This window comes from Streptococcus sp. HMSC076C08 (genome assembly GCF_001810825.1).
Lineage (GTDB): Bacteria > Bacillota > Bacilli > Lactobacillales > Streptococcaceae > Streptococcus.
This window is the reverse complement of record NZ_KV802735.1, coordinates 188,147-200,320: the sequence shown is the minus strand read 5'-3', so window position 1 is coordinate 200,320 and position 12,174 is coordinate 188,147. Positions and strand designations below refer to the sequence as shown.

The 12,174-nt window shown below is 42.6% G+C and carries 10 protein-coding genes and 1 tRNA gene; 9 read left to right on the top strand and 2 right to left on the bottom strand.

The annotated features are described in order from the left end of the window. Positions 1-108: 108 nt before the first annotated feature. Positions 109-1,068, top strand: a complete 960-nt coding sequence (locus HMPREF2766_RS07325) for a hypothetical protein (RefSeq protein WP_000721422.1) — start codon at positions 109-111, stop codon at positions 1,066-1,068. Between the two features lie 169 nt (positions 1,069-1,237). Here the strand turns inward: HMPREF2766_RS07325 and HMPREF2766_RS07320 are convergent. Continuing rightward, positions 1,238-1,325: transfer RNA gene (locus HMPREF2766_RS07320), tRNA-Ser, on the bottom strand. 161 nt (positions 1,326-1,486) lie between these two features. Between HMPREF2766_RS07320 and HMPREF2766_RS07315 the strand changes: the two genes are divergently transcribed. The 4 genes from HMPREF2766_RS07315 to HMPREF2766_RS07300 all read left to right on the top strand — a co-directional run bounded on the left by HMPREF2766_RS07315 (position 1,487) and on the right by HMPREF2766_RS07300 (position 7,477). After that, positions 1,487-2,227, top strand: a complete 741-nt coding sequence (locus tag HMPREF2766_RS07315) for a DeoR/GlpR family DNA-binding transcription regulator (protein ID WP_000920661.1) — start codon at positions 1,487-1,489, stop codon at positions 2,225-2,227. Then, positions 2,224-3,135, top strand: a complete 912-nt coding sequence (gene pfkB / locus HMPREF2766_RS07310; RefSeq protein ID WP_070568970.1) for a 1-phosphofructokinase — start codon at positions 2,224-2,226, stop codon at positions 3,133-3,135. Before HMPREF2766_RS07315 ends, pfkB begins: the two co-directional genes overlap by 4 nt. After that, on the top strand, positions 3,132-5,084 hold the full coding sequence (locus tag HMPREF2766_RS07305; protein ID WP_070568968.1) for a PTS fructose transporter subunit IIABC: 1,953 nt from the start codon (positions 3,132-3,134) through the stop codon (positions 5,082-5,084). Before pfkB ends, HMPREF2766_RS07305 begins: the two co-directional genes overlap by 4 nt. An 86-nt stretch (positions 5,085-5,170) precedes the next feature. Then, the gene (locus HMPREF2766_RS07300; protein WP_083303897.1) at positions 5,171-7,477 is read left to right on the top strand and encodes a DNA translocase FtsK; all 2,307 of its coding nucleotides are present in this window, start codon (positions 5,171-5,173) and stop codon (positions 7,475-7,477) included. A 44-nt stretch (positions 7,478-7,521) separates the two neighbouring features. Here the strand turns inward: HMPREF2766_RS07300 and HMPREF2766_RS07295 are convergent, their stop codons facing one another. Beyond that, complete coding sequence (locus HMPREF2766_RS07295) at positions 7,522-7,947, bottom strand: DUF6556 family protein (protein ID WP_000073918.1); 426 nt, start codon at positions 7,945-7,947, stop codon at positions 7,522-7,524. A gap of 137 nt (positions 7,948-8,084) precedes the next feature. On the opposite strand from HMPREF2766_RS07295, the gene HMPREF2766_RS07290 reads away from it, so the two are divergent. The 4 genes from HMPREF2766_RS07290 to HMPREF2766_RS07275 all read left to right on the top strand — a co-directional run bounded on the left by HMPREF2766_RS07290 (position 8,085) and on the right by HMPREF2766_RS07275 (position 12,172). Continuing rightward, positions 8,085-9,227 carry a cysteine desulfurase family protein gene (locus tag HMPREF2766_RS07290; protein WP_070568963.1) on the top strand — a complete coding sequence of 381 codons (1,143 nt, stop codon included), beginning with the start codon at positions 8,085-8,087 and terminating at the stop codon, positions 9,225-9,227. Between the two features lie 8 nt (positions 9,228-9,235). Continuing rightward, complete coding sequence (gene thiI / locus HMPREF2766_RS07285; RefSeq protein WP_070568959.1) at positions 9,236-10,450, top strand: tRNA uracil 4-sulfurtransferase ThiI; 1,215 nt, start codon at positions 9,236-9,238, stop codon at positions 10,448-10,450. Between the two features lie 136 nt (positions 10,451-10,586). Beyond that, positions 10,587-11,411, top strand: a complete 825-nt coding sequence (locus tag HMPREF2766_RS07280; protein ID WP_001016816.1) for an alpha/beta hydrolase — start codon at positions 10,587-10,589, stop codon at positions 11,409-11,411. Positions 11,412-11,431: 20 nt separating this feature from the next. Then, positions 11,432-12,172: an esterase family protein gene (locus HMPREF2766_RS07275; protein WP_000546816.1), complete on the top strand. Its 741-nt coding sequence runs from the start codon at positions 11,432-11,434 to the stop codon at positions 12,170-12,172. Positions 12,173-12,174: the final 2 nt, after the last annotated feature.

Sequence of the window (12,174 nt, the reverse complement as noted above, 5' to 3'; positions counted from 1 at the left end):
GCGCGGGGGTTCGAATCCCCCATTCTCCGTTAGATAAACCCAGTGTTTTTCTAAACAAATCTGCTTGGAGGTGGTCTCCAAGAGTAAATTTTCATAAAGAGGTGAAACATGAAAAAGATCAAGTTACTAAGTATCTTAGCACTTTCAACAGTTGTCTTGGGTGCATGTTCTGTATTTTCTAATCAGTCATCTGAAGCTTCTTCTGATAACAAGGAGAATACGGAACAAGTTGAGAAGAAGGATGAAGCAGCAGAAGTTAAAGAAAAAGTTACAAAAGATGCTGAAATTCTCTTAGACTCAGTTCTTACTAGCGACTCTGCTCGATTTAAGAAGATTTATGGCGACACTTATGAAAAATGGACTGAGGCCGTGTTTGCAGTTCAAACAAGTGAAAAAATCAAAGAAGAAGGGCTTTCACCTGCGTCTACTTACTCAGTACAATGGCACAAAGATTTCCCTGTAGAAACTCCAGAAGAAACCATTTCAGGTTTCTTGAAGATGAGACGTAGATTATATCAAGATATCGGTTCTTACACTGTTAAAGACGTGAAGGTTGATGAATCAGGAAATACAGCGACTGTTACTTTTAACTCTAAGAAGTTACACTCTAAAGGATTGGCTTCATCTACAAGGGAAGTTCTCACTACTCTTATTGGAGGTGTTGATAACCTAGGTAAATACAATCAAGCTGGTTCAAACGTTGACATCAAGCGTTACCAAACATTGGTTTCTTACTGGATTTTTGAGCATCTATTCAAGAAAGATTTCTCAACCTACAGTGACGTTGACCCTAACTTAGCTCATACACCTTTCACTACTGGTGATTTTGATACTGAAATCAAATTAACAAAGGATAAGGATGGAAACTGGCTGATTTCTCAAGAAGATTACCGTACTTTGGCGACAGAGTTGCTTGATGATACAGAAGGTTATGATAAAATTGTCCGTAAAAACTCAACTAAGTCTAATGATAAATCAACAGACAAGTCTTCAGATAAATCTTCAAACAAATCCACTGATAAATCAACAGACAAATCTTCAGATAAAAAAGATAAAAGCAATATCTAATCCTAAGATTTAAAAGAAAAACAAGTAGTCTTAATAAACTACTTGTTTTTTTATGAATTAGGATACAAAAATGTGGTGTGATAGTTAGAGTAACTCAGCCTTTCATTCCTATATATTGTTCTTAGAGCGATGAAAAAACTGCATTGAGGTGCAGTTTTTCTTTTTTCTACGGAAGACATGGGATTCGAACCCACGCACGCTATTACACGCCTACCGCGTTTCCAACACGGCCTCTTAAGCCTCTTGAGTAATCTTCCAATACTTACTCAAATAGTCTACCATAAAGCCACTTATCTTGCAATAAAAATTTTGGAAATAAGAAAAATGATAGAATTTGACAGAAAATGATAAAAAATGCTTGACTTTGGTAGAGAATGTGCTAGAATGAATAGTGTAAACGATAACAGGAGGTGGTTTGGTGTTAAAAACTGAGCGGAAGCAACTGATTTTAGAGGAGTTAAATCAACATCATGTAGTTTCCCTAGAAAAATTGGTTAGTCTATTAGAAACATCAGAATCGACAGTACGAAGAGATTTGGACGAGTTGGAGGCGGAAAACAAGCTTCGCCGTGTGCATGGTGGAGCAGAACTACCTCACTCCTTGCAGGAAGAAGAAACCATCCAAGAAAAATCTGTCAAAAACCTTCAAGAGAAGAAGTTACTGGCTCAAAAAGCAGCCTCTCTTATCAAGGAACAAGATGTTATCTTTATTGATGCTGGAACGACAACTGCTTTTTTAATCAAGGAATTGGTTAATAAGAATATTACAGTTGTAACTAACTCCATTCACCATGCGGTTCAGTTGGTTGAAAAACAGATTCCAACTGTCATGGTTGGAGGAAGTGTCAAAATGGCAACAGATGCATGTATCGGTGGTGTTGCTCTTAACCAAATCAATCAATTGCACTTTGACCGTGCCTTTATCGGGATGAATGGTGTGGACGATGGTTATTATACGACTCCTGATATGGAGGAGGGAGCCGTGAAGCGTGCTATCTTAGAGAATGCCAAACAAACCTATGTCTTGGTGGATTCATCAAAGATTGGTCAAACTTGCTTTGCAAAGGTAGCACCACTTAAACGCGCTATTGTCATCACAAGTCAAGGGCATGAGCTCTTGCAGGTTATTAAGAAGAAAACGGAGGTAATAGAAGTATGATTTATACAGTCACACTCAATCCATCCATTGACTATATCGTTCGCTTAGACAAAGTAGAAGTCGGTAGTGTCAATCGAATGGACAGTGATGATAAGTTTGCTGGTGGGAAAGGAATCAATGTTAGCCGTGTTTTGAAGCGCTTGGATATTCCTAATACTGCGACTGGATTTATCGGAGGATTTACTGGTAAATTTATCACAGATACTTTGGCAGAAGAGGAAATTGAGACACGTTTTGTTCAAGTAGCAGAAGATACTCGTATCAATGTTAAAATCAAAGCAGACCAAGAAACAGAAATCAACGGGACTGGTCCTAATGTTGAACCGGCTCAGCTAGAAGAATTGAAAGCTATCTTATCTAGTTTAACAGCAGAAGATACAGTGGTGTTTGCAGGTTCAAGTGCTAAGAATCTAGGTAATGTTATCTACAAAGATTTGATTGCCTTGACACGCCAGACTGGTGCGCAAGTGGTTTGTGACTTTGAAGGACAGACCTTGATTGATAGTTTGGACTACCAGCCACTTTTGGTTAAACCAAACAATCACGAACTTGGAGCTATCTTTGGAGTGAAACTCGAAAGTTTAGATGAAATCGAGAACTATGCTCGTCAGTTACTGGCCAAAGGTGCACAAAACGTCATCATCTCTATGGCTGGTGACGGTGCACTTCTTGTCACAGCTGAGGGAGCATACTTCGCTAAACCAATCAAGGGAACAGTCAAGAATTCAGTGGGAGCTGGTGACTCTATGGTCGCTGGATTTACCGGTGAATTTGTCAAATCTAAAGATGCAGTAGAAGCCTTCAAATGGGGAGTAGCTTGTGGAACAGCAACTACCTTCTCGGATGACTTGGCAACGGTGGAATTTATTAAAGAAACATATGAAAAAGTTGAGGTAGAAAAACGATGAAAATTCAAGACCTATTGAGAAAAGATGTCATGTTGCTGGATTTGCAGGCAACTGAAAAAACAGCTGTCATCGAAGAGATGATTCATAGCTTGGTAGATCACGGTTACGTGACGGATTTTGAAACCTTTAAAGAAGGAATTTTAGCGCGTGAAGCTCTCACTTCCACTGGTTTGGGTGACGGAATCGCTATGCCTCACAGTAAAAACTCTGCTGTCAAAGAAGCAACAGTTCTCTTTGCAAAGTCAAATAAGGGTGTTGACTATGAAAGTTTGGATGGGCAACCAACAGACCTCTTCTTCATGATTGCAGCTCCAGAAGGTGCCAATGATACTCACTTGGCAGCCTTGGCAGAATTGTCTCAATACTTGATGAAAGATGGTTTCGCTGACAAACTTCGTCAAGTAACATCTGCAGATCAAGTTATCGAACTCTTTGACCAAGCTTCAGAAAAAGCTGAGCAGCCTGTTCAAGCACCTGCCAATGAATCTGGCGACTTTATCGTAGCTGTTACAGCTTGTACGACAGGTATTGCCCACACTTACATGGCCCAAGAAGCCCTTCAAAAAGTGGCTGCCGAAATGGGTGTTGGGATCAAGGTTGAAACCAATGGTGCAAGCGGTGTTGGGAACCAACTAACTGCAGAGGACATCCGCAAGGCTAAAGCTGTTATCATCGCTGCTGACAAGGCTGTTGAGATGGATCGTTTCGATGGAAAACCTTTGGTTAACCGTCCAGTTGCAGACGGTATCCGTAAGACTGAAGAATTGATTAACTTGGCTCTTTCAGGAGATGCTGAAATCTACCGTGCTGTTAATGGAGCAAAAGCTGCAACAGCATCTAATGAAAAACAAAGTATCGGTGGTGCTTTCTACAAACACTTGATGAGTGGTGTATCTCAAATGTTACCATTCGTTATCGGTGGTGGTATCATGATTGCCCTTGCTTTCTTGATTGACGGTGCTTTTGGTGTGCCACAAGATAGTCTTGGCAACCTCGGATCCTACCATGAACTCGCTTCCATGTTCATGAAAATCGGAGGGGCTGCCTTTGGTTTGATGCTTCCGGTTTTTGCAGGATACGTAGCCTACTCTATCGCTGAAAAACCAGGTTTAGTAGCAGGTTTCGTGGCTGGTGCTATTGCTAAAGAAGGTTTTGCCTTTGGTAAAATCCCTTATGCTGCAGGAGGTGAAGCAACTTCAACTCTTGCAGGTGTCTCATCTGGTTTCCTAGGTGCCCTTGTTGGTGGATTTATCGCAGGTGCCTTGGTTCTCGCTATCAAGAAATACGTTAAAGTTCCTCGTTCACTTGAAGGTGCTAAATCTATCCTTATCCTACCGCTTTTCGGAACAATCTTGACAGGATTTGTCATGCTAGCTGTCAACATCCCAATGGCAAGAATCAACACCGATATGAATGCCTTCCTAGGCGGTCTTGGAGGAGGTTCAGCTGTTCTTCTTGGTATCGTTCTTGGTGGAATGATGGCTGTCGACATGGGTGGACCAGTCAACAAAGCTGCTTATGTCTTTGGTACAGGTACGCTTGCAGCGACTGTTTCTTCAGGTGGTTCTGTAGCTATGGCAGCAGTTATGGCTGGAGGAATGGTGCCACCACTTGCTATCTTTGTCGCAACCCTTCTTTTCAAAGATAAATTTACCAAAGAAGAACGCAACTCTGGTTTGACGAACATCATCATGGGCTTGTCATTTATCACTGAGGGAGCGATCCCATTTGGTGCCGCTGACCCAGCTCGTGCGATCCCAAGCTTTATCCTTGGTTCAGCAGTAGCAGGGGGACTCGTTGGTCTTGCAGGAATTAAACTCATGGCACCACACGGAGGAATCTTCGTCATCGCTCTTACTTCAAATGCCCTTCTTTACCTTGCCTTTGTATTGGTTGGTGCAATTGTAAGTGGTGTGGTTTATGGCTACCTACGCAAACCACAAGCATAAAAAGTATTAGAATAGAAAGATTGTTACCATTTGGTGCAATCTTTTTCTCTATTCGAAATGGCTGTGAAATATGGTATAATAAAAGAATGGCAAACAAGAATACTACAAAAACAAGACGGAGACCGTCTAAAGCAGAACTCGAAAGAAAACAGGCTATCCAGAGGATGTTGATTTCCTTAGGAATTGCCTTATTGTTGATTATTGCAGCCCTTAAACTCGGTGCAGCAGGTGTCACTCTTTACAATCTCATTCGACTGGTGGTCGGAAGTTTGGCCTATGTGGCTATAGGCGGCCTCCTCATCTATCTTTTTCTTTTTAAATGGATCCGCAAGCAAGAGGGACTTCTATCAGGATTTCTCTGTATCTTCGCTGGATTGCTCTTGATTTTTGAGGCCTACTTGGTATGGAAATTTGGCTTGGAGCAATCAGTTCTAAAAGGGACCTTGTCTCAAGTTATGACGGACCTGACTGGTATGCGGGTGACTAGCTTCGCCGGTGGAGGCTTGCTTGGTGTTGGACTCTATATCCCCATATCCTTTCTTTTCTCCAATATCGGTTCGTACTTTATTGGAGTTCTCTTGATTCTAGTTGGCGCACTCTTGGTTAGTCCCTGGTCTATTTATGATGTTGCTGCCTTTATTGGAGCTCAGTTCAGATCCTTCATGGAAAAACAGGAACAGAGAAAACAGGAACGCTTCATCAAGAGAGAAGAAGAGAAGGCTCGTCAAGAAGCTGAAGAAGCAGCCAGAATTCAGAGAGAACAAGAAGAACAGGATGCGCTGCCGCTTCCTCCTGTAGATCCTGAAACGGGAGAAATCTTATCTGAAGTACCAGACTACGATTTCCACCCAATTCCTGAGGAAGAATGGATCGAACCGGAGATTATCCTCCCTCAAACTGGTTTTGACGTTCCAGATGTGGAAGAGGATTTTGAGGATGAAGAGGTACAGGTTGATTTTTCTGCCAAGGAAGCCCTTGAATACAAGTTACCAAGCTTGCAACTCTTTGCGCCAGATAAACCCAAAGATCAGTCCAAGGAAAAGAAGATTGTTCGAGAAAATATCAAAATCCTAGAAGAAACCTTTGCTAGCTTTGGTATCAAGGTGACGGTGGAACGGGCTGAAATTGGGCCATCAGTTACCAAGTATGAAGTCAAGCCTGCAGTCGGTGTACGGGTTAACCGCATTTCCAATCTGGCAGACGACTTAGCGCTAGCTCTAGCAGCTAAGGATGTTCGGATAGAGGCTCCAATCCCTGGTAAATCCTTAGTCGGAATTGAGGTTCCTAACTCTGAGATTGCGACTGTTTCCTTCCGTGAACTCTGGGAACAGTCTCAGACTAAACCAGAAAATCTCCTCGAAATTCCTCTAGGTAAGGCTGTCAATGGAACTGCTCGCACCTTTGACCTTTCCAAGATGCCCCACCTACTCGTTGCAGGTTCGACGGGATCAGGGAAGTCAGTCGCAGTTAATGGTATTATCGCTAGCATTCTTATGAAAGCAAGACCCGACCAGGTCAAGTTTATGATGGTGGATCCAAAGATGGTTGAGTTATCTGTTTACAATGACATTCCTCACCTCTTGATTCCAGTTGTGACAAATCCACGCAAGGCCAGCAAGGCTCTGCAAAAGGTTGTGGATGAGATGGAAAATCGTTACGAACTCTTTGCTAAGGTTGGAGTACGAAATATCGCTGGTTACAATGCCAAGGTTGAGGAATTTAATAGCCAATCTGAGTACAAACAAGTACCGCTGCCTTTGATTGTTGTCATTGTGGATGAGTTGGCAGACCTCATGATGGTGGCTAGCAAGGAAGTGGAAGATGCCATCATTCGTCTTGGACAGAAGGCGCGTGCCGCAGGGATTCACATGATTCTCGCAACGCAACGTCCATCGGTTGATGTCATCTCTGGTCTCATTAAAGCCAATGTCCCATCTCGTGTGGCTTTTGCAGTTTCATCAGGTACAGATTCACGAACTATCTTGGATGAGAATGGAGCAGAAAAACTGCTCGGTCGAGGAGATATGCTCTTTAAACCAATTGATGAAAATCATCCAGTCCGTCTGCAAGGCTCCTTTATCTCGGATGATGATGTCGAACGCATCGTAAACTTCATCAAGGCTCAGGCGGATGCGGACTACGATGAGAGTTTTGACCCAGGAGATGTCCCTGAAAATGAAGGAGATCTCTCTGACGGAGAAGCTGGCGGCGATCCGCTTTTTGAAGAAGCCAAGGCTTTGGTTATCGAAACCCAGAAAGCTAGCGCTTCGATGATTCAGCGTCGTTTGTCAGTTGGATTTAATCGTGCGACCCGCCTGATGGAAGAACTCGAAATGGCAGGTGTCATCGGTCCAGCTGAGGGAACCAAACCACGAAAAGTATTGCAACAATAACAAAATAGCTTCTTTCCAAATTTGGAAAGAAGCTATTTTGGTGATTACTGGTTCGTTTTAGTTTCAGAACTCGTCGTATTTGACTGTGTTCCATTATCGCTTGTTTCTTTATTTGTAGCTGGTGTAGAAGAGTCCTGAGTTGTTGTTTTCTGCTCTTCTTTTTTCTCCTCTTTTTTATTGGATTGAGAAGTTTCTTCTTGCGTGGTATTTTCTTTAGTGGAAGTGTTGTCCCTGTTAGGTGTAGTATTTTCCTGAGGGGATTCCTTTTGAATCTCCTTGACAACAGTTGTTTGGGTTGTGGTCGGTTCTTTCTTGTTGTTTTTGTTATTATCCATGGCGTTCATGATGGTGATAGTAGCGGTGATGAGGCCAAGGATACTACCGATGGTAGCAATCGTTTTTTGAAAAACAGTAAATCCCTTTTTGATGTGTTCTGTTTTTGGTTTTGAAGTTCTACGATAGTTAGACATGATACTCTCCTTTGATTATGATTTATTATACCTCATTTCTTTAAAAAAATCTTAAAAAAAGAGAAAACTCCCTTTCTTGTCGCAGGTCTCTTTTCGTGATACAATAGAAGGAGTGATTTTAGAAAGCGTGAGAAAACATGATCTACTTTGATAATTCGGCAACGACCAAGCCTTATCCTGAAGCACTTGAGACCTATATGCAGGTTGCTTCAAAAATTGTAGGAAATCCATCTAGCCTCCATCGTTTGGGAGATCAGGCAACACGAATTTTAGATGCTTCCCGGCAGCAAATTGCAGATTTGATTGGGAAGAAGAGTGATGAAATCTTCTTTACCTCAGGTGGTACAGAAGGAGATAACTGGGTCATCAAGGGGGTGGCCTTTGAAAAAGCCCAGTTTGGCAAGCACATCATTGTGTCAGCCATTGAACATCCAGCAGTCAAGGAGTCAGCCCTATGGCTGAAAAGTCAAGGTTTTGAGGTGGATTTTGCTCCAGTTGATGAGAAAGGATTTGTGGATGTTGAAGCATTAGCAGATTTGATACGTCCTGATACGACTCTCGTCTCCATCATGGCAGTTAACAACGAAATCGGCTCTATCCAGCCTATTGAGGCTATCTCAAAACTCTTGGCAGACAAGCCAACGATTTCCTTCCATGTTGATGCGGTTCAGGCGCTTGCTAAGATTCCGACTGAAAAATATCTAACAGAACGAGTGGATTTTGCGACCTTCTCAAGTCATAAGTTTCATGGTGTCCGAGGTGTTGGATTTATCTATATCAAGTCTGGTAAGAAGATTACGCCTCTTTTAACTGGTGGTGGTCAGGAGCGAGACTATCGTTCGACAACTGAAAATGTGGCAGGGATTGCAGCGACAGCCAAAGCTCTCCGTTTATCTATGGAAAAGTTAGCTGTCTTTGCTAGTAAGACAGGGCAGATGAAGGCAGTCATTCGTCAAGCCCTTCTGGATTATCCAGATATTTTTGTCTTTTCAGATGAGGCAGACTTTGCCCCTCATATCCTGACTTTTGGGATTAAAGGTGTTCGTGGTGAAGTCATCGTTCACGCCTTTGAAGACTATGATATTTTCATTTCCACAACCTCTGCTTGTTCGTCCAAGGCAGGAAAACCTGCGGGGACCTTGATTGCCATGGGAGTGGACAAAGATAAGGCCCAGTCAGCTGTGCGTCTAAGCCTAGATCTGGAAAATGATATGAGTCAAGTCGAGCAGTTTTTGACCAAGTTAAAATTAATTTACAATCAAACTAGAAAAGTAAGATAGGAGCATTTATGCAGTATTCAGAAATTATGATTCGTTACGGAGAATTGTCAACCAAGCACAAAAATCGTATGCGTTTCATCAATAAACTTCGCAATAATATTTCAGACGTTTTGTCTATCTATCCTCAAGTTAAGGTAACCGCAGATCGCGACCGTGCCCACGCTTACCTGAATGGAGCTGATTATACAGCAGTATCAGAATCACTCAAACAAGTCTTTGGAATTCAAAACTTTTCTCCTGTATATAAGGTTGAAAAATCAGTGGACGTTCTGAAATCTTCTGTCCAAAAGATTATGAAGGAAATCTACAAGGAAGGGATGACCTTTAAAATCACTAGTAAGCGTAGCGACCACAACTTTGAATTAGATAGTCGTGAACTCAATCAAACTCTTGGTGGTGCTGTTTTCGAGGCTATTCCAAACGTACAAGCTCAGATGAAAAATCCAGATATTAATCTTCAGGTTGAGATTCGTGAAGAGGCTGCCTATCTTTCCTATGAAACTTTTCGTGGAGCAGGAGGATTACCTGTGGGAAGTTCTGGTAAAGGTATGCTCATGTTATCAGGAGGGATTGACTCACCTGTAGCAGGTTATCTAGCTCTTAAACGTGGTGTAGATATTGAAGCCGTCCACTTTGCCAGCCCGCCATATACTAGTCCTGGCGCCCTCAAGAAAGCCCACGATTTGACTCGGAAATTGACCAAGTTTGGTGGCAATATCCAGTTTATCGAGGTGCCTTTCACTGAGATTCAAGAGGAAATCAAGGCTAAAGCGCCAGAAGCCTACCTCATGACCTTGACGCGTCGTTTTATGATGCGGATTACCGACCGTATTCGAGAGGTGAGAAATGGTTTAGTTATCATCAATGGGGAAAGTCTTGGTCAAGTAGCGAGCCAGACCTTGGAAAGTATGCAGACTATCAACGCTGTGACTAGCACTCCCATCATTCGTCCCGTGGTTACGATGGACAAGTTGGAAATCATTGACATCGCGCAGGAAATCGATACCTTTGAAATTTCAATCCAGCCTTTTGAAGACTGCTGTACTATTTTTGCGCCTGATCGTCCCAAGACAAATCCTAAGATAGAGAATGCAGAGCAGTATGAAAAACGCATGGATGTTGAAGGCTTGGTTGAGCGAGCCGTGGCAGGTATCATGATTACTGAAATCACTCCCCAGGTTGAAAAAGATGCTGTCGATGAGTTAATTGACAATCTCCTCTAATCAGAAAACCCAGAAGAATTCAGAAAAACAAATGAAAAAAGTTAGTTATTTATCCTTTAAATGGACAATTACTGACTTTTTTTCTATTTTTATGGTATAATAAGATAAAATTTTGAATATAGAGAGTTTTCTGACAATGAATCATTCCTACTTTTACTTAAAAATGAAAGAACACAAACTCAAGGTTCCTTATACAGGAAAAGAGCGTCGTGTGCGTGTGCTCCTGCCAAAGGACTACGAGAAAGACACAGACCGTTTTTACCCTGTTGTTTACTTTCATGATGGGCAAAATGTCTTTTACAGCAAGGAGTCTTATATCGGACACTCTTGGAAGATTATTCCAGCCATTAAACGAAATCCAGACATCAGCCGCATGATTGTCGTTGCCATAGATAATGATGGCATGGGACGGATGAATGAGTATGCGGCTTGGAAATTTCAAGAATCTCCTATCCCAGGCCAGCAGTTTGGCGGTAAGGGTGTGGAGTATGCCGAGTTTGTCATGGAGGTGGTCAAGCCTTTTATCGATGAAACCTATCGTACCAAAGCTGATCGCCAGCACACGGCTATGATTGGTTCGTCACTAGGAGGCAATATTACCCAGTTTATCGGACTGGAATACCAAGATCGAATTGGTTGTCTAGGTGTCTTCTCATCTGCCAACTGGCTTCACCAAGAAGCCTTTAACCGCTATATCGAGCGCAAGAAATTGTCGCCTGAACAGCGCATTTTCATCTATGTAGGAACAGAAGAAGCAGATGATACGGACAAGACCTTGATGGCTGGCAATATCAAACAAGCCTATATCGACTCGTCGCTTCGCTATTACCGTGATTTGATTGCAGGTGGAGTAGGCTTGGATAATCTAGTCTTGAAAGTTCAGTCTGGTGCTATCCATAGTGAAATACCTTGGTCGGAAAATTTACCAGACTGTCTTCGATTTTTTGCAGAGAAATGGTAAGTTAAGAAAGGAGAAAGCCAATGCATATTGAAAACCTCAGCCACTGGAGTGGCAATCTCAACCGTGAAATGTATCTCAACCGTTATGGACATGCTGGGATTCCAGTTGTTGTTTTTGCTTCATCTGGTGGCAGTCACAACGAATACTATGATTTTGGCATGATTGACGCCTGTGCTTCCTTTATCGAGGAGGGCCGCGTCCAGTTCTTTACGCTATCCAGTGTGGACAGTGAGAGCTGGCTAGCCACTTGGAAAAATGGTCATGACCAGGCGGAGATGCACCGCGCCTACGAACGCTATGTGATTGAGGAGGCCATTCCTTTCATCAAGCACAAGACAGGTTGGTTTGATGGCATGATGACGACAGGTTGCTCGATGGGGGCCTATCATGCACTCAATTTCTTTCTTCAGCATCCAGATGTCTTTACCAAGGTGATTGCCCTCAGTGGTGTTTACGACGCACGTTTCTTCGTTGGCGATTACTACAACGACGATGCAATTTACCAAAACTCACCAGTAGATTATATCTGGAATCAAAACGACGGCTGGTTTATTGATCGTTACCGTCAGGCAGAAATCGTCGTCTGTACGGGACTTGGTGCCTGGGAACAAGACGGTCTACCATCTTTCTACAAGCTTAAAGAAGCCTTTGACCAGAAACAAATTCCAGCCTGGTTTGCTGAATGGGGACACGATGTCGCCCACGACTGGGAATGGTGGCGTAAACAAATGCCCTATTTTCTTGGACACCTGTATCTATAAAA